Genomic DNA, 18,084 nt, shown 5'->3' on the forward strand with positions numbered 1-18,084 from the left:
CAGCGAAAGGCAGTTTCATGGACTGGACCCTCGAAGTAGTGATCGTTCCCGTCAGTGACCTCGACCGTTCCATCGAGTTCTACCGTGACAAGGTCGGTTTCGATCTCGACCACCACACCGTCAACGAACACATGACGGTCGCCCAGCTCACTCCGCGTGGTTCGGGCTGCTCGATCGTCATCGGCAACCTGCCGTCGCAAACCGAGATGGCCCCTGGTTCGTTGAAGGGATTGCAGTTGGTCGTGGCCGACGCTGCAGCGGCTCGCCAGGAGCTCATCGACCGCGGCGTCGATGCCAGTGAGGTCACCGTCTTCGACGAGCGTGACGGGGGCACCTTCTTCGGATTCGCCGACCCGGACGGCAATACCTGGGCTGTCCAGCAGCTGAAGGTCCGCGGCGACAAGCCGCTCATTCCGAAGGAGTACCGCGACCGCTTCGGCGCGTAGCAACTGCCTTCCAGGCTGCGTAACCTTCGGGCATGCAGACGGCACAGGGGCGATAGCCGGCCGCAATCGCGGTCGGCTCGTCCGCGAAGAACACCCGACTGGCGACATACCCGCCACGCGCGATTGCCTGCGCAGCCCCTCGACAGTCGAGTCGCCCGTAGATCTTCGTTTTCCGGTGCCCGCCAAGCACACCGGGCGTCGAACTCTCGTAGGATTTGTTGCGAGCGCCGCGGAGAATGTACGTCTTACTCGGCATCGTGAAGCACCAATCCCAATGTTCGACGCGTACCCGAGTGCACCACGCTGACACCATGTCGCACAGGGGCTCTCGACCACCCGCGAGAACTCTGCACCGGTCGATCCCGCGTGGTGAAGATCAACGCGTGACCTTGCCCGAGAACTGTCACCGTCCCTTTCGACTGGGCGCGCGGCCGCTGTTCCACGAGCAAGAACTCGCCGCCCGCGTGGTCGATGCGAGGTCTGTCGAGCCCGATCACGACTTGCAAGGGAAACACCAACTCTCCGTACAAGTCCCGATGCAATGCATTCCAGTCACCAGGTCCGTAGGACAGAAGGATCGGGGTAGGGCGATTCTGACCGGCGTCGTGACACTGATCGATCCATTCTTCGAAAGAATCCGGCCACGGTGCACCCTCACCCAGCTTGAACGCCCACTCCCGCGCCACGGGCAGGAGGTGTCGGTAGAAGGCGGATCGCATAGCCGTGATCGGCTCCGGTACGGGATCACCGAAGTACCGGTACTCCCCTTGGCCGAAGCGGTATCGAGCCATGTCGACGGTGCTCCGGAACCGGTCGACCTCCGAGTACCAGGAAGCAATTTCGCGACATTCCGACTCGTCGAGTATCGGCGTCGTCTGGGCACACCCACTGGAGTCGATTCCCTCGATCAGCGCAGGCCAATCGAGGGAATCAACTCGAGGAGACAGATCGGTGAAGAGGTCCATACGTCGTAGACGACGCGGCGGTCAGGAATGTGAGAATGCCAGCAGCTGCTCAGCCAGATCGTTGTACGTACGGGCGATCCCGGCATAACTGAGCACGGGTTCCGGATTCCAGGTCCCGATCTTCCCCGCCTTCACCGCGGACAAGTTGGACCACGCAGGATTGGTTCCGAGCGCATCCAGTTGCAAACTGGACGGGCGATCGTCGAGGAAGATCATGTCGGCCGGATAGTGGTCCGCCATCTCCCAAGCCAGTTTCTCGACGTAGACCGACGACCCCTCGGCCGGATCGACGACGGCAAGGCCCAATCCCGCCAGATCTGCGAGGATCGGGAAGCCCGAACGACTGACACGAATCGTGTCCGGATCTGCGGACGCGAACAAAACCTGTGAATTATTCAGCGAAGAAGCAACTTCGGAGATCCGTGCACGCGCAGCGTCGTAGTCTTTTCGCTGAGCCTCCATATCCTGGTCCGCCCCGAGTTCCACGGCCAGTTCCACGATCTCTTGCACGGCTCGGTCGATGGTTCCTGCTGCCGTTTCCACGAACAGTACTGTCGACAAGCCTTTCACCGCATCCAAGTTCGCCTCGTCGAGTAGTGCCGAACCACGCAGCTGAGGGACTATGACGACGTCCGGCTCCAGCGCAGCGATCTTCTCGAGTTCCACTTGTCCCCAGAGCTGCCCGACCATCTCGGTCTTCGAGAAATCCAAATTGCCGGAGATGCTGGTGTCCCTTGATCCCGGCGATCGTGTCAGTGCCCCGAAAACTCCGACAGGCACCAGTCCGTAATCCCACAGAGCACCCGCGATACCGGTGTAGGTGACAAATGTTCTTGGTGGTGAATCCAATTCGATCAGATTGCCGCGATCATCGGTGAAGGACCAGCCTGCATCGCCTTCGCCCCCGGCGTCTGCGTCCGAACGCGAGCAACCGGCCGCTGCCAGCGCAGCAGCCAATCCTGCTGCAGCGCCGAGGAACCTGCGGCGATTCCAGTCCATCTCGATACGCCGGTGCGGTCGTGGAGTGAACAGCGTGGTCATGTGTGTGCCCTTTCGGCGATTGGTTGAACTGTTGCAGGAGTTGACGAACGAGAAAAGAGAAGGATCGACACCAAACCCGTGAGCATTCCGACGCCGGCACAAAAGACCAACGGCCACAGCAAGGCGAACTCGTCCGGACCGACGAAGAGCGAGCCGCACAACGCAATTCCGACGGCAAGCCCGAGTTGACGCGACGAGTTGGCTGTTGCCGAAGCCGTCCCGGCGCACTCTGCCGGGGCGTCCGACATCGCGGCACCCGGCAGCACCGGCGACACCATCGCCGAACCGACACCGGTCAGAATCAGCCCGGCGATCAGTGCGGGCCAGACCGGCTCGGCGAGAACGTACAGCATGGCCACGCAACCGATTCCGCAAAGGATCGTCCCGAATCCGAGCGACAGTCGAAGGTCGACACGCTGAAGCCGTGATCCACACAAGGCCGATACGAAGACAAAAGCGAGCGGTTGAATCGAGAGCACGAGTGCGGCCGCCGATGCCGACAGTTCCAGCCCTTTCTGCAGCCACAGTGAAAGGACTACGAGCGGGCCGTAGGCCGCGAGGTAGTACCCGAAAGCAGCGACGAGGACGCCGTCGAATTTCAGGGATCGGAACAACGCCGGATCGAGCATCGGACTGCTGCCTCGACGCTGCCAGAACACAAACGCCGTCAGCGCACCGATTGCGATCAGGAAGGCAAGAGCTGTCGACGACGAAGCCCACCCGATGTCGCCGCCCCACGTCACGCCGAGAACCGCGGCAACGGCAGCGAGGGTGAACAAAACGATTCCGGCCCAGTCGATGTTGTCGTCGCCGCGCTCACTGTCGGCGAAACAGAACACAGCCATTGCGAGCGCCACTGCGGCCACGGGGATTCCGGAATAGAAGACCGCACGCCAGTCGAAGAACTGCGTCAGCAGCCCTCCTGCAACGTTGCCGATTCCCGCCGCCAATCCAGCGACGGCACCCCACGCGGCAAAAGCCACGTGCCGATCGCGGCCCGAATATGCGTCGCCGAGCAGAGGCAGGAGTGTCGCGAACATCGCCGCACCGGCAATTCCTTGCGCGCCGCGAGCAACGACCAGAACCGTGATGTCCGGAGCAATCGCGCACACGGCCGTTGCAACCAGGAACACGACCAGTCCACAGATGTAGAGGCGTTTGCGTCCCCACGCATCGCCGAGTGCGCCCATGCCCACCAGAAGCGCGGCAAGAGCCAGCGTGTAGGCGTCGACGACCCATGACATCGCGCCCGTACTGCCGTCCAAACCGACTGCGATGGCCGGCACCGCGATCGTTGTGATCGTGGCGTACGTCAGTAACAGGAAAGTTCCGATGCATGCGGCGATGAGCGGCAGCCATCGTCGTGCCGACATGGTCAACCTCCGGGCAGGGCGGTAAGTGCGCCCTAACTATGAAGGTTCAAGTCAACTTGAAGTCAAGCGCCGCTTCGACACGAATGTCGAGCTGCTCGAGCAACCACGGGCACTGCATCGGACGCTCTTGCCGACACGTCAGGTGATGCTCGAGGATCAGCTTCGCTCGCGTAGCAGCGGCGATCTGTGCCTCGAGTGTCGACACTTGATCTGCGAGAACCGTGGAGAACTGCTCGGACGTGGTGTCGGTTTCGATGAAGGACCGCACCTGTTCCAAGGACATTCCCGTCTCGGTGTACATCCGGATCAATGCCAGCCGGCGCAGCTCACGCTGCCCGTACCAGCGTTTGCCGCCAGTTCGCGACCGCGCGGACAGCAGTCCTTCGTCCTCGTAATAACGCAAGGTCGACGCCGCGATTCCGAACGATTTTGCAACCTCGCCGATCGGGATCAAGTGCTCACGCATTCACCGATCGTAGGCTGAACGCGTAGGCGGTTCCGGCAGTTATGTGTGACTTGGCATACTGACTAACGGAAGGGGTCGCGTAAGTGATCTCACGGCAAAATGCTGGATGCGCTCGTTGAACGAGGGAGAGCTGTGCTGGATCCAACGCGACCTGTCGGGCCGTACTCGTCAGGAGTGCCCGCCACTGCCCTCGAAGTCCGCATGCCGGACCTCGAACGCTTCGGCCTCGCCCAGTTGTGGCGTTCCGCGATCATCGCCGTCGTGTTGTCCACGTCGATCATGCTGGCACTGATCGTGTGGCCTTTCCGCAAGCGTGGACGCACCTGGGCGGACGCTGCTTCCGACGGGATGGTCGACGGCTTCATCGCGCTGGGGCCCACCTTCGTCAAGCTCGGCCAACTGGTCGCGTCGTCGTCCGGCCTGTTCCCGGCCCCCGTCGCCAATGCATGCCTACGCTGCCTCGACGATGTTCCGTCTTTCCCGGCCGAGCAGGCCAGAAGCGTCGTGCAGAAGGACCTCGGTTACTCCGTGGACGACCTGTTCGCGAAATTCGACGACGTACCTCTCGCGGCCGCATCGGTAGCGCAGGTACACGCGTGCGTTCTGCACGACGGCCGAGAGGCGGTCATCAAGATCCAGCGTCCGGACATCTATGCGCGGATGCTGATCGACCTGCGGGCGGCGTACTGGGGCGCGAACATCCTCGAGAAATTTGTCGAGTTCCTTCGAATTGCCAATGCCACCGCCATCATTCGCGATCTGCACAACGCCACGATGACGGAATTGAACAGCGCGGTCGAGGCCGACCGGCAAACCACTTTCCGGAACAACATCAGTGCGTTCGGCGACAACAAAGGAGTCACGACACCAGAGGTGTACTGGGACTACTGCGGCCCCCGAGTCATCTGTATGGAACGCATGCGAGGCGTTCCGCTCGATCGGTTCGTCGCCGGTCCGGACGGTATCGACGAAGCCCGCATGCTGATCCGACGCGGAGTGAAGGTCTGGCTCGAATCAGTCATCGTTCACGGTCCGTTTCACGGAGACGTACATGCCGGGAATCTGTGGGTCCTCGACGACGGCCGGATAGCGATGCTCGACTTCGGCATCGTCGGTGTCCTTCCCGAGACCTGGAGATCCATCCTTTCCGACATGTTCCGAGCGACCCTCATCGACGGTGATTTCGCCCGTGTCGCCCGCGGAATTCGATCCTTGGGATATGCAACCGACTACGAGGTCGACGACGATCAGCTCGGTATGCAGGTCGCAACGGCCCTCGCCCCGATTCTCGGCCGTGACCTGGGTGAACTCAAGCTCAGTGAATTGATCATGGCACTGATTCAGTTGGGCAAGCAGTGGGGCGTTGCGAGTCCCGAGGAATTGGTTCTTTTCGGTAAACAACTCGGATACTTCGAACGATATGCGACGGCTTTGGCCCCTGGTTGGGTGATCGGACAAGACCTTTATCTGTTCAAGAACGTTTTTCCAGAGGCAGTCGCCGAAAAGGTACAGGAACTCGGCATCACCATGCCTGACGAATAAATTTGTCCCCTATTTCCTTATTCTGCATTTCGTCTGTCGGGGTTAGCCTGTAATGACCCACTGGCCGAGGAGCAAATGTGCAGCCACTTTCTGTAGCCCTCCCGCAAGCGTCGACAGGTCCGAGGAGTAACGGGCCGAGTGTCGGCACCACCCTCGGCGCCCTCATGCATTCCACGGACAAGTCCGTGATCGAGCTTCTGGAAAGCCCGGACGGACTCGATGTCGAAATCCGTTCGATCGCCCTCGTCGAGTCCTCCGATATCGACGGCACCGACAGCCGTGGTGCGATCTCCGACATTTACCTTCCCGTGGGAGTTCCCGAATCGACGTTGACGCAGTGGTTGCGAAAGTTCGAAGGCAGGCCGGCGAGGCGTCGTCCGAAGCTCTTGCTCGTCAAGAATGCGCGCGAGGCGACGACGCTTCTCACCGCCGCACGCAACATCGGAATCGCAGTGGCCGCGGTACATCCGCAGGCTAGTTCCGGACACGTCTATTCACTCGTACAACGACTTCTGACACAGAGCATGTACCGTTCGCGGGCCGTCTCAGGAGCTGTGGCCGGTGGCGATTCGGATCTGTTCGCGCTCTCGGAGACGATCGCCGAATTGACCGGCGGACTCGTGACGATCGACGACACGGCACTCCATGTCATCGCATATTCAGCTGCTCACGAAGGTGAAGACGAACTCCGTCAGCTCTCCATACTGGGCCGGGAGCGGCCGATCGAATACACCGAATGGATAGAGCGCAGAGGCGTGTTCGAGCATCTCAGGCGATCGGACGAGGTCATCAGTCTGCCCTCCGAGCCGAGCATCGGAGCCGCGCACAGGTTGGCTGTGAGCATCACCCGCCCGGACCTGTCAGCGCCGACGGGTTCTGTTGCACACCAACACAATCTCGGCAGCATCTGGGTGCAGCGCGCCTCTGAACCTCTTTCCGACGACGCCCAAGCGGTATTGCGGGGTGCAGCGGCAGTCGCCGCACGCATTCTCATGCGAACCTTGGACGCCTCCAGCCGCGAGAATGCCCAATTGCAAAGGCTGTTCGGCGTTCGCTCCGGCGGAGTCGACATGCACTCGCTGGCCGGCTCCTTCGGCATCAACACCGACGGACCGTCTGCGGTCATCGGATTTGCGACATCACTCGCGCCCGGATCGAATCTCGATCGAATCACCAACGCCTTGCGCCTGCGCGCCAGCGCATTCCGCAGCGACGCGGTCACAACGATCATCGACAACCGGATCTACGTGCTGTTTCCTCAGGCCGAACACGAGGTCGCGATCAGCGACTGGGCTTACGACACCGTGGGAGTAGTCGAGGCCCGTGCGGGCATCAGCGTGCGCGCCGCCGTCGCGGTCCCGATCGCGCGATTGCACGGCGTACCCGAGGCGCGTCGAGAAGTGGACCGCGTGCTCGATACCACCGATGATCACGAAACCTCGAAGGTCACCACACTCGCGGCGTCACGCACCGCGGTGTTGCTGGGCGAGATACTCGACCTCGTTGCTGATCACGAGCGATTGCGGGACCCTCGTATCGACAGACTCGTCTCCTACGACGACAAGAACGCCTCTTACATGCAGTTCACGCTCACGGCCTACCTGACAGCTTTCGGGGATGTGAAGAAGGCCGCCTCGTCTCTGAAAGTACATCCGAACACGCTGCGCTACCGCATTCGGCGCGCTGAACAGATCATGGGCATTTCGTTGGACGAGCCGGATACGCGACTGCTCACCGAACTGCAACTCGCCATCTTGGGACGCACCCCGGACGAGTCTGAAAGATACGAAACGTCCGATCAGTGAGATAGACCTCGAGCCCGTCCTGAACTCTCGAGTAGACAACTGAGGAAGTCGAAGAACAACTCTTACCTCAGGAGATACCTTGCGCACTCGTGGAGCCGTCATTCGCCAAGCACCAGGCACATACGAGGTGGTCGATCTCGAACTCGATTCACCCCGCAGCGGCGAACTCACTGTCAAAATGGTCGCCTCAGGCCTGTGCCACTCGGACGATCACATCGCCAGCGGCGACCACGGAGTCGGCCGCTACCCCATCTGCGGCGGACACGAAGGCGCCGGAATCGTCGTCGAGGTCGGGCCGAACACGGAAGGATGGTCCGAGGGCGATCATGTCGTGTTCTCGTTCCTCGCCGCCTGCGGCCGTTGCCGTTGGTGTGCAAGCGGAATCCAGAACCTCTGCGACAACGGCGCCGCCATCATGACCGGCAGCAGACCCGGCGAAACCTCTAGTTACAGAATGTCTCTCGACGGTCAGCCCGTCGCACAAACCTGCGGCCTGTCCACCTTCAGTGAATACACCACGGTCAGCACTCTCTCGGCTGTGAAAGTCGACAAGCACCTGCCACTCGACGCTTTGTGTCTGCTCGGCTGCGGCGTCGGAACCGGTTGGGGCGCCGCGGTCAACTCCGCTCAGGTGTATCCCGGGCAGACGGTCATCGTCATGGGCGTCGGCGGAATCGGAATCAACGCGGTGCAGGGCGCCTCGCATGCCGGCGCCGCCCACGTGATCGCGGTGGACCCGGTTGCGTTCAAGCGCGACAGTGCATTGAAGTTGGGCGCCACCCATGCCGTGGCCACCATGGAGGAAGCCACCGACATAGCGCGCTCGTTCACCAACGGCCAGGGCGCGGATTCGGCCATCGTCACCGTCGGTGTCACCACCGGAGAACATGTCGCGCAGGCATTCTCGTCGATCCGCAAGGCAGGAACCTGCGTGGTCACCGGCCTCGGGAAGATGACGGACGTCGGAATTCCCGTGAGCCTGATGGAACTCACGCTGTACCAGAAGAGAATTCAGGGATCCCTGTTCGGTGCATCCAATCCCACCGCCGACATTCCCTGGATGATCGATCTCTACACCAGCGGCAAGCTCGAACTCGACGGACTGATCACCAACCGATACACCCTCGACCAGATCAACGACGGTTTCGCCGACATGCATGCCGGTCGCAACCTCCGTGGAATCATCGCCTTCTGAGCGAGTTCTCTCCGGACTTTCGATCGAGACCAAGTCCGGAGAGATCCTCACTACAGCTTCACCAGGCGTTCATGGTGTCGAGGATTTGTCCTCTGGCCATCCACAATTCAGCAGACCAATACGGCCACGAGTGAATTCCGGCGGGCGGAAAGCTGTACGTCGCTGGGATTCCCAAGGATTTCAGGCGAATTTCGAATGCACGCGCGTGCACCCACGAGAGCGCCTCGAGCCCCATACCCGTCGCCGTGTGGAAGTAATCGATCGGCGCAGAGGGATGATCGTACGGTCCCGGGATGCCGTTGGACGACGAAATGTACATCGACAGTCCGCGAAGCGATTCCGCGTTGACAAACGGGTCGTTGCGAAGCCATCCGGATGACCACGGCGGGCCCCACATCGAATCGACGTTGTACCGGCCGGCGTCGAACATGGCTACGCGGATCGCTTCACGCATACCCGGACCCGAGATATTGATGTAGCCGGACAGCGAGCCGGCGAACTTGAACTGATCCCGATGATGCCCCGCCAGGTTCAACGCGGCACTGCCGCCCATCGACAACCCGATGATCGCATTGTTGGTTGGTGAAACGCCATACCCTGCAAGGAAGTCCGGAAGCTCGCGGGTGAGGAACGTTTCCCACCTGTACGTTATCGGCTGAGCGTTGAAATTGGACGGCGCGTACCAATCCGTGTAGAAACTCGACTCACCGCCGACCGGCATCACCAACGTGATGTTGTCATTGCGGTATTGATCGAGTGCGTTCGTTTCGAAACTCCAAGCATTTCTGTCGTTTTGCGCGCGAAGACCGTCGAGCAGGTACAACGCGGCGTTGCCACCGCGCGCGGCCCACTGCACCTGAACCTTGATGTTTCCCATCGAAGACGGGACCCACAACTCGTCGTACCCACCCCATGGCGCCGAGCGCGCCGGAGTAGCACTCGCGGCGGTCGGACCGAACATACCGCCGAGCAGGATTATCGACAACAACGCCGCTACGAGCACCCGCACCCGCCGTGTATTGCGTTCGGGCAACGTGAATCTGATTCTCTGCAAGGTTGTGTCTTTCCCCGAAACTGCGCATCAAGAAACTCGCTTCGGTAAGTGCATCGTCGGTTCCATTGTCGACGTGTTTGTCCCTTTCCGGGGGCTCCGGTGTTACAAAGTCGAGGTCATCGCAACAATCGGACAACTGTCGTGCCGAGCGAATCCAGGTGGCGAAAAGCACAATTCACGAAGCACGCTGAATGCGCTCACTCAGCCGAGTGACGAAGCGATCGCATCACGACCTGCGGCAGCACACGCTTGGTCCTGCATTCCGTCTGGAGCGCCACCGACACCGATACCGGCGATCGCCCCGGCTCCAGCCTTCAATGTGACTCCACCTGCAAGGAAGAGAGTGCCGGGAAGGTCGGCGATGGTTGATCCTTCGCCTTTGGTACGCTGCGAGAGGTCACTGGTGTCGGCTCCGAAAGCTGCAGAGGTGTATGCCTTCTCGCGTGAGGCTTCCACCGTGTGCTGGGCTGCGTTGTCGCCGCGCACCATGGCGATGACATTTCCCGCGCGGTCTACGACGGAGACGGTGACGAAGCCGAGACCGTCGGCGCGGCATTTCGCCAGGGCCGCACCAGCAGCCTTCACTGCTGCGTCGGCACTGAGTCGATTCTGAGTGACAATCGCCGAATCACCGGTCGCGGCAGGCTGCTGCGTGGCAGTAATCGACGTCGTGCTCGATGCGTTCGCCACCGGTGTGTCGGTGGTCGAGCATGCGGCGCTGGCAAGGATTGCGACAACCGGAACGGCGACAGCGAGCGTACGGGGAAGTCGTGTGTAAATGCGGTGGTTCATGTCGGGCACACTTTCAATCGAATGGTTCGAAACCGTCCACTACAGCGTCGCGTCCGGCGGCGGGTGCGCACATCGGGCGCTCGGGTGACGAACCGTGCCCCCTACGGCTACCCGGATATCATCCGAATGGTTGATACGACGGCCTGGTGCCCTCCGTAACATTCGAGGGATGAGTAACGGAGCCATGAACGCCGACGCCGAACGCGGCCTACGCGGCCCGTTGGCGTATGCGATCCACGCGTCGTTCTTCGTACTGCTGTCTACATCGGGAGTTCGGTACGTCACAGTCCACGGGACCAGCGGTCGGTTCGGGGTTGTACTCGTCCTGGCCGTGGTCCTCGCCCTGCTCTACGCCGTCATGGCCACGGTGTCCTCGCGAGATGTGGTTCGCCAACGGCTGTGGATGTGGCCGGTACTGAGCGCATGGGCAGCGCTGGTCTGGCTTGCCCCGAGTTTCGCGTGGTGTGCGTTTCCCGTTCTCTTCCTCTGCATTCGTCTGTATCCGAGCAAGATCGCCTACTCCCTCGTCGGGATCCTGGGCGTCCTCGCCGGTATCGCGTTCTACCGGGTCACCGGTCGTGCCGAATTGGTGACACTTCTCGGGCCGCTGTGCACCGCGGCACTGGTCGCGGCCGCGTACGGGCAGATGGAACGCGATGCCCGAGAACGCCTTCGGCTTCTGCGTCAGGTAGCAGAAGCGCAATCTGCATTGGCAGATACCGAACGCGCTGCCGGCGTTGCCGCTGAGCGAGAGCGCCTCGCGCGCGAAATCCACGACACAGTTACCCAGGGACTGGCGAGCGCCCTTCTACGGCTCGAGGCAGCCGAACAAACGTGGAATACAACGGGTTCGCCGTCTCGAGCCGATGTCGATGCCGCAGCAGAGAACATCCGAACGAGCTTGATGCAGAGTCGCGACCTCGTCCACGATCTGGCGCCGACCAAGGGCGGTACGGGCGACTTCGACGCCTTGGTCGTGGCCGCCGCCCGCCAGTTCGTCCCGGCCGTTCGGATCCGCACCGTCGGTGAAGCCGACATCTTGCCCTCGGACGTAGCTCATGCCGTCGTGCGAGTGGTCTCGAGCGCGTCCTCCAACATCGCCCGCCACGCTCGCGCCGAAACGGCGGGCGTGACGATCACGTATCTCGACCACTCCGTCTCCGTAGACATCTTCGACGACGGCGTCGGCTTCGATCCGGGAAAGCTCGCCGACCATTCTCGGTACGGTGGATACGGCCTGCGTGCGATGCGAAGCCGCGTCGCACAGCTCGGCGGATCGTTCACCGTGGAAAGTGCACCGGGAGACGGCACCGTCGTCGCGGCCCAGTTCCCTCTCGAACGGAGGATCCGGTGACCACCACCATTCGCGTGTTCCTCGTCGACGATCATCTGGTCGTGCGAGCCGGGCTGAGAGCGCTGCTGAACACTCAGCCGGACGTCGAAGTAGTAGGCGAAGCATCGTCCGGCGAGGAGGCGGCCACGGCGATACCGTCGGCCTCACCGGATCTGGTGATGATGGATCTGGACATGGGCACCGGCATGCACGGTGCAGAAGCGATCAAACGCCTGCGAAGCGACGGTGTCGATGTTCCCGTACTGGTTTTCACGACGTATGACACCGACGCCGACGTCGTGCGGGCCGTGGACGCCGGTGCCATCGGTTACCTACTCAAGGACTCGACTCCTGACGAGATCTTCGGCGCGGTGCGCGGCGCGGTAGCCGGGCGCAGCGTCCTCTCCCCCGCCGTGGCCTCTCGTCTCGTCCAGCAGATGCAGCGCCCGCAGGAAGCGCTCACCGCCCGTGAGTCCGAACTGCTCAGCCTGCTCGCCGAGGGGATGACCAACCGCGAGCTGGGTAAAGCGCTCTTCATCAGCGAAGCGACGGTGAAAACACACCTCGGGCACATCTACGCCAAACTCGGTGTCGATAACCGCTCTGCCGCAGTGTCCGTCGCACTACGTCGCGACGGAATACGCTGACCTCGGTGGCAGCCGAACAGCTCAGCCGCCCATCGCCTTACGCACTCCGTCGATCAGTTCGAGGAATTCAGCCTTGGGAGCAAAGTCGACATACTCCGAGTCGTCGATCGCTCCGGGAACGTGACCGGGTGCCCAGTAGAACACGTCGCCGGCATCGTAGGTTTGCCGACCTGCTTCGGAATCTGTGTAGATCCTTCCTTTCAAGACGTATCCGTAGTGCGGACATTGACAGCGCCCGCCTTCCAATTGTGCGAACGGTTCGGCGAAGTCTGCACCAGCAGGAATTTTGACGAAGTTGACGATCATGTCGCCTTCTTCTCGCATCCGCAATTCGAATTCGCCGTCCTGCAACACGATGGGAAGATCGTGAGCCGAGATGGTGTGCATAGGAGTACCTTTCGACTTCAGAAGGGGAAGGTCTGCGCCGCTGGCCGGCTGGTTCGCCACTGCCAGGTGGTGAATTCGTCCCAACTGCTTTGAGTTCCGAATCTCGCGCCGTTTCCGGAGGCACCCGTGCCACCGAATGGTGCATAGGCATCGTTGTTCAAAGTCTGATCGTTGATGTGCACGATGCCGGTACGCAGTCGGTCCGCGATCCGCTCGCCGCGTTCAACCGATCCTGTTTGAATGGCAGCAACCAGACCGTATTCGCTGTCATTGGCCGACCTGACTGCCTCGTCTTCGTCCTTGACGATCACGACGGGCGCCACGGGCCCGAAGATTTCTTCACGGAACGCGGGCATGTCCGAGGTGACTCCGGCCAGGACGGTCGGCTGATAGAAGAGCCCTTCGTATGTTCCACCGGCGCGGATTTCGGCGCCGGCCGCCTTGGTGCCCTGGACGATTCGATCGACGTTCGCAATCTGCCGCGCGTTGATGAGCGGTCCGAGAGCGACGTCGCCTGTATTGGGATCCCCGACCGGCAGGACCGCTGCGCGCTTGGCCAGCAGGTCCAGGTACTGATCGGCGACCGATTCCAACACGATGTGGCGGCCTGCGGTCATGCAGACCTGCCCCTGATGCAGGAACGAACCCCACGCGCCCGCCGAGCTCGCGGCATCCAGGTCTGCGTCGTCGAGGACGATCAGCGCATTGTTCCCACCCAGTTCCAGCGAGACACGCTTGAGCGTGCGACCGGCAGTTGCCCCGACCTGACGGCCGACGGCGGTCGAACCCGTGAAGGACACCATCGCGATGCTCGGGCTCTCGCACAATGCCTGACCAGGTTCCGCGTCACCGGCGAGCACATGCAGGAGGCCTTCGGGAAGACCTGCGGACGTGAACAATTCCGCGATGACCGCACCCCCGCTGATCGCGGTTTGAACATCCGGCTTGAGAACGACGCCATTTCCGAGCGCCAAGGCGGGGGCGACAGCGCGCATGGCGAGGAGAAGCGGGAAATTCCACGGGCTGATCACGCCGACCACACCCAGGGGCACCCGGCGAGCGATGCTCGTGCGCCCCTCCTGGCTGGCGGGCAGAAGGTGCCCGAACGGCTGTGTCGGCAGTGCCGAGGCTTCCCACAGTTCGGAGATGACAAGATCAACTTCGAATGCGGCTTTCCCTGGTACGGAACCACCTTCACGGATCAACCAGCGCTCCACCTCGGCTCGCTCGGCTTCCAAAATCTGCGCTGCCTTACGGATCACCGAAGCGCGAGCCTGCCCGATCGTCGCCGCCCACGCCGGCTGCGCGGCCGACGCGATGTGTGCCGCTCGATCGATATCCGCAGCAGTCGCCGTGCCGATCACACCGAGCACCTCGCCGGTAGCTGGTTCGAGCGACTCGACGGTGTCACCGCCTCCGTCGATCCATTGGCCGTCGAAAATCTTTCCGTGCCATTGCTGATGAGCGAGCAGATTCGTCATGCGTTCCTCGATTCGTAGCTTTCGCTGCGGTCCTCGCTGTTCGTGGACCTGAGCTCTTCGCGAGCCTGAAAAAGCGATCTGGAACACACTCTGCCCCGGTATTCGGGCTCCCAGTTGTCGTGATCGGACACGTTTGTTGTTCGGATGCGACAGATCAGTGACGTTCGCGGGCGTTCGGATCAGGCGAGTTACGTACTTCCGACGGCGCCGCACCGAATTCCGCTTTGAACGCACGCGAAAACGCTGGTGCGTCATGGAAACACCATCGTGCAGCCAGGATGGAGATCGAATGACCCCGCAGTGAGACGTCGGTGAGATCGCGGCGTACGCGGATCAACCGTTCGCGGCGAATCAGCGCACTGAGGGTCAGATCCCCGTCACCGAAGTGACGCTGAACGGTTCGCGGCGACAGGTGCAGCGCACCGGCGATCGACGCGACCGAGAGGTCTGGTGAGTCGAGATTCCGAAGCGCATATCGCAAGATCTCCTCTCGCGTCGAACGTCCGGGTGTCGCGGGCGCAGATCCTTGCATCAGAACTGCCGAAGCGAGATTGACTCCAGCATCTCCGAGAAGCCCGGCTGCGCTGCCGTCGACCTGGGATGCAACAGCGCCCGAGATGAAATTTTCCAGCAATGCACCGGACCCACGCCGACCGTCGTGGGTGCGCTCGAGCGCGCAATTCAGTTCTCGCTCGGTCAGACTCACCGCACTGCGCGGTAGGGTCATGACGGTGCACGACCAGTGACCGTCGAAACGCAGCGCGTACGAATGCTCGACGTCGTAGAGAATCATCGCGCCGGGCGGGGCCGTCAACTCGCGGTCCGATTGGCGCAGTATCGCGCTCCCGGTTCGGACCGTGCAGATCTTGAGCAGATCACTACCGTGTCGCTTTGCTGCGCGTGCGCTCCGCCGCAGTATCTGCGGTGAACCGGAGATGTCGAAAGCGCCTACGTCCCCGAGACTTACGCCGCTGACCGTACCGACAGGCGCGGCATCGACGGAACTCTCGGGGCACAGGCCACCGAAGGTCTCCGACATCTCGCAGTGCCACTGCTGCACAGATTCCGGCAGGCTCGGAGGCGTGGCAGACACGGCAGACATGGCGGGCTACTTGATCGAAGATCCGTGCTGCGTCAACGGCATGACCTCGATGGTCATGTACGGGAACAGGGGCAGGTTCCAGAGAATCTCATGGAGTTCGTCAGCCGACTCGACATCGAAGATGCTGATGTTGCTGAACTGTCCCACAATTCGCCACAGATGCACCCACTTTCCCTGTCGCTGAAGGTCTTGCGAGTACGCCTTCTCCGTTGCGACGGTATCGGCGCGTACTTCCGGATCCAGGTCGCGCGGAATATCGACGTCCATCCGAACGTGAAAGAGTGCCATGTTCTTCTATCCTCTAGTTCCTGGTCCAGGTCTTGACGGCGTCCATGTTCAGTTCGACTCCCAGGCCAGGTCCGGCGGGGAGGTGCAACTGACCCTCGGAATACTTCAAGGGTTCCTGAAGCAACTCTTCACTGAAGAGCAGTGGGCCGAAAAGCTCTGTTCCGAAGTTGATTCCGGGCTCGGCGCACGCGAAGTGCAACGAAGCGGCGGTGCCGATCGGGCCTTCGATGGACGTCGCACCGTGGCACGCGATACCGGCGGCCTTGGCAATCGCGACGATGTCGCGGCTGCGCTGGAGGCCACCACATTTGGTGGTCTTGAGGGCGATGACATCGGCGGCGCTCCGGCGGGCGATTTCCAGAGCGTCGTGTGGGGTCTGCACACTCTCGTCGGCCATGATCGGAATCGGTAGAAGCCTACTGAGTTCGGCGAGGACCTCGATTTGGTCTGCCGGAGTGGGTTGTTCGATCAGTTCGACTCCACCCTCGGCGAGTTGCGGCAAGTACCGCAGGGCAGTGAAGCGATCCCACCGTGCGTTGACGTCGACACGGACTCCGGCGTGGCCGTCCAGCGCCTGCGCGATGTTGACGATGCGCGCAACGTCGACTGCTGGATCGAGTGCTCCCATCTTGAGTTTGAAGCTGAAATTGAGCCGGGATTCGAGCTTTTCGTGAGCTTCCTCGATGATCTCGTCCGCCGGCGCAGCACCCAGTGCCCACGTGACGTCGACACTCTCGCGGAAAGCCCCGCCGAGGAGCGTGTGCACGGGGACTCCCAGGCTACGCGCCCAGGCGTCGTGCAACGCCACGTCGACTGCGGCCTTCGCGAATCGTGCATTGGCAACAACTTTTTCGATGTCGGCCATGATCGCGGTGATGTGATCCACGCGCCTGCCGACCACCACCGGCGCGATGTACTTCTCGATGATGACCTGCATCGTCTCCACCGATTCGCCACCCCACCACGGCCCGCCCGGAACGACTCCTTCGCCGTATCCGATCACCCCGTCGGAGGTGCGAATCGCGACCAGCAACAACGGCTGCGCCGTCATCGACGTGGTGGCGAACTTGTGGGGGCGAACCAGCGGAACGTCGAGGATGGTCGTCTCGATGGAGACGATCGACAGGTCTGTCATCAAATCACTTTCTTCAGAGCAGTTGTGGATCAGGCCGGATCGAGCACGAAGTCGTATGTGACCCGGTTGGTTCCGTCGGCACCTGGCTTCGGATCGAGAATCAGTTCGGGCTTCGTCGCCGTTGCCACGTCGTTCTCGATCCACTCTCCATCCTTGAAATAGAGCTGGGTGGTGATGGCGCGCTTACCGGGAGCCTTCACCATGAGGTGCAGGTGAGCCGGACGCCACGGGTGCCAGCCGGCCTTCTCGATGAACCAGCCGGTGGGGCCGTCGGTCGGGATCTGGTACGGCGCAGGCTGAATCGTCGTGATCTCGAAGCGTCCCTCGTCGTCGGCGACGATCGTTCCGCGGAGGTTGCCGTCGGGGATGTGCGGCGCGAAATGGGAGTAGTAGCCCTCGTCGTCCGCGTGCCAGAGTTCGACGGTTGCACCGCCCAACCCCTTGCCGTCGAGATCGCGAACCTGGCCCTCGAAGACCAGCTTCGATCCAACCTCGTTGTCACGCATCGGAAGTTCACACTTGGCAGGCAACGTCTTGGCATCGGCAACGTAGTACGGGCCCTCGATGCTTCCCTTGGTGCCGTGCTGGCCGCGGTACGCGACCTCCTCGACGTTGTGCTCGAGGAAGACGTCCAGCCACAGGGGCCACTCGCCGAACTGGCCGATGTCGATGAGCCACTGCTTGAGGACGCGGTACTCGGGGTAGGTGATGCCGTGCTTGTCGATGACGCCTGCGAGTGCCTCGAGCACGTCCTTGGCGATGGCCGAGACGCGTTCGGGCGGGGTGTCCGCGCTGACTCGTTCCTGGAGGAACTTGTCGGTGGCGGCAGTACCCGAACCTACTGCGGTGGGGCTCTCGGAAGTGGTCATGTGGTCCTCCTCGGGGCCGTATGTGGCTGTTACCGGGTGGGTGCCGTACTGCTGGGCTGCGTAGGCTCCCCAAGTTTGGGTTGTACGCTCTGCGTACATCGGTTACGCTGTGCGTACGCTTGTACTGTGCGCCCAGTCACAAGGTTTGTCAACCTTCGAAGGC

19 protein-coding genes are annotated in these 18,084 nt (G+C 61.8%); 6 read left to right on the plus strand and 13 right to left on the minus strand.

What is annotated here, in order from left to right; all coding sequences use genetic code 11:
- The first annotated feature begins 17 nt into the window (after window positions 1-17).
- Window positions 18-446, plus strand: coding sequence for a VOC family protein (locus M0639_RS26215; RefSeq protein WP_003940449.1), 429 nt, complete (start codon window positions 18-20; stop codon window positions 444-446).
- On the opposite strand, the gene M0639_RS26220 is transcribed toward M0639_RS26215, so the two are convergent.
- From M0639_RS26220 to M0639_RS26240, 5 genes are read right to left on the minus strand one after another with little or no spacing between them, the layout of a single operon-like run.
- Window positions 409-702, minus strand: coding sequence for an Ada metal-binding domain-containing protein (locus M0639_RS26220; RefSeq protein WP_064073857.1), 294 nt, complete (start codon window positions 700-702; stop codon window positions 409-411). The genes M0639_RS26215 and M0639_RS26220 overlap by 38 nt on opposite strands.
- Window positions 692-1,411, minus strand: a complete 720-nt coding sequence (locus M0639_RS26225; protein WP_064073856.1) for a 2OG-Fe(II) oxygenase — start codon at window positions 1,409-1,411, stop codon at window positions 692-694. Before M0639_RS26225 ends, M0639_RS26220 begins: the two co-directional genes overlap by 11 nt.
- Window positions 1,412-1,432: 21 nt before the next feature.
- Complete coding sequence (locus M0639_RS26230; RefSeq protein ID WP_064073855.1) at window positions 1,433-2,452, minus strand: ABC transporter substrate-binding protein; 1,020 nt, start codon at window positions 2,450-2,452, stop codon at window positions 1,433-1,435.
- Entirely contained in the window at window positions 2,449-3,825 is a 1,377-nt protein-coding gene (locus tag M0639_RS26235; protein WP_064073854.1) for an MFS transporter, read from the minus strand. The genes M0639_RS26230 and M0639_RS26235 overlap by 4 nt, the downstream gene beginning before the upstream one ends.
- A gap of 46 nt (window positions 3,826-3,871) precedes the next feature.
- Window positions 3,872-4,291, minus strand: coding sequence for a MerR family transcriptional regulator (locus M0639_RS26240; RefSeq protein ID WP_046379420.1), 420 nt, complete (start codon window positions 4,289-4,291; stop codon window positions 3,872-3,874).
- Window positions 4,292-4,423: 132 nt separating this feature from the next.
- Here M0639_RS26240 and M0639_RS26245 point away from each other — a divergent pair, with 132 nt between their 5' ends.
- The 3 genes from M0639_RS26245 to M0639_RS26255 all read left to right on the plus strand — a co-directional run bounded on the left by M0639_RS26245 (window position 4,424) and on the right by M0639_RS26255 (window position 8,833).
- Window positions 4,424-5,833 (plus strand): ABC1 kinase family protein, encoded by a 1,410-nt coding sequence (locus tag M0639_RS26245; protein WP_003940433.1) that lies wholly within the window; start codon window positions 4,424-4,426, stop codon window positions 5,831-5,833.
- 77 nt (window positions 5,834-5,910) lie between these two features.
- Window positions 5,911-7,638, plus strand: a complete 1,728-nt coding sequence (locus M0639_RS26250; protein ID WP_231915048.1) for a PucR family transcriptional regulator — start codon at window positions 5,911-5,913, stop codon at window positions 7,636-7,638.
- Between the two features lie 79 nt (window positions 7,639-7,717).
- Window positions 7,718-8,833, plus strand: a complete 1,116-nt coding sequence (locus M0639_RS26255) for an NDMA-dependent alcohol dehydrogenase (protein WP_042447159.1) — start codon at window positions 7,718-7,720, stop codon at window positions 8,831-8,833.
- A 58-nt stretch (window positions 8,834-8,891) separates the two neighbouring features.
- On the opposite strand, the gene M0639_RS26260 is transcribed toward M0639_RS26255, so the two are convergent.
- A complete protein-coding gene (locus M0639_RS26260) occupies window positions 8,892-9,794 on the minus strand; it encodes an alpha/beta hydrolase (RefSeq protein WP_223304593.1) in 903 nt (300 codons plus the stop codon).
- 294 nt (window positions 9,795-10,088) lie between these two features.
- Window positions 10,089-10,679 carry a GlcG/HbpS family heme-binding protein gene (locus M0639_RS26265; protein ID WP_064073851.1) on the minus strand — a complete coding sequence of 197 codons (591 nt, stop codon included), beginning with the start codon at window positions 10,677-10,679 and terminating at the stop codon, window positions 10,089-10,091.
- 184 nt (window positions 10,680-10,863) lie between these two features.
- Between M0639_RS26265 and M0639_RS26270 the strand changes: the two genes are divergently transcribed.
- Together M0639_RS26270 and M0639_RS26275 are read left to right on the plus strand one after the other, a co-directional pair.
- On the plus strand, window positions 10,864-12,033 hold the full coding sequence (locus M0639_RS26270; protein ID WP_064073850.1) for a sensor histidine kinase: 1,170 nt from the start codon (window positions 10,864-10,866) through the stop codon (window positions 12,031-12,033).
- Entirely contained in the window at window positions 12,030-12,659 is a 630-nt protein-coding gene (locus tag M0639_RS26275) for a response regulator (protein WP_064073849.1), read from the plus strand. Before M0639_RS26270 ends, M0639_RS26275 begins: the two co-directional genes overlap by 4 nt.
- A gap of 21 nt (window positions 12,660-12,680) precedes the next feature.
- Here M0639_RS26275 and M0639_RS26280 read toward each other — a convergent pair whose 3' ends face one another.
- The 6 genes from M0639_RS26280 to catA form a co-directional block, all read right to left on the minus strand.
- Window positions 12,681-13,046, minus strand: a complete 366-nt coding sequence (locus tag M0639_RS26280; protein WP_003939951.1) for a cupin domain-containing protein — start codon at window positions 13,044-13,046, stop codon at window positions 12,681-12,683.
- 17 nt (window positions 13,047-13,063) lie between these two features.
- A complete protein-coding gene (locus M0639_RS26285; RefSeq protein ID WP_058038294.1) occupies window positions 13,064-14,527 on the minus strand; it encodes a benzaldehyde dehydrogenase in 1,464 nt (487 codons plus the stop codon).
- Between the two features lie 154 nt (window positions 14,528-14,681).
- Window positions 14,682-15,629: a helix-turn-helix domain-containing protein gene (locus M0639_RS26290; RefSeq protein ID WP_003940292.1), complete on the minus strand. Its 948-nt coding sequence runs from the start codon at window positions 15,627-15,629 to the stop codon at window positions 14,682-14,684.
- A 6-nt stretch (window positions 15,630-15,635) separates the two neighbouring features.
- Entirely contained in the window at window positions 15,636-15,917 is a 282-nt protein-coding gene (gene catC / locus M0639_RS26295) for a muconolactone Delta-isomerase (protein ID WP_003940264.1), read from the minus strand.
- A 13-nt stretch (window positions 15,918-15,930) separates the two neighbouring features.
- Window positions 15,931-17,052, minus strand: a complete 1,122-nt coding sequence (locus M0639_RS26300) for a muconate/chloromuconate family cycloisomerase (protein ID WP_003940572.1) — start codon at window positions 17,050-17,052, stop codon at window positions 15,931-15,933.
- A 29-nt stretch (window positions 17,053-17,081) separates the two neighbouring features.
- Window positions 17,082-17,921: a catechol 1,2-dioxygenase gene (gene catA, locus M0639_RS26305; protein ID WP_064073848.1), complete on the minus strand. Its 840-nt coding sequence runs from the start codon at window positions 17,919-17,921 to the stop codon at window positions 17,082-17,084.
- Window positions 17,922-18,084 lie beyond the last annotated feature (163 nt).

The sequence above is a fragment of the Rhodococcus qingshengii JCM 15477 genome (assembly GCF_023221595.1).
GTDB classification, from domain to species: Bacteria; Actinomycetota; Actinomycetes; order Mycobacteriales; family Mycobacteriaceae; genus Rhodococcus_F; species Rhodococcus_F qingshengii.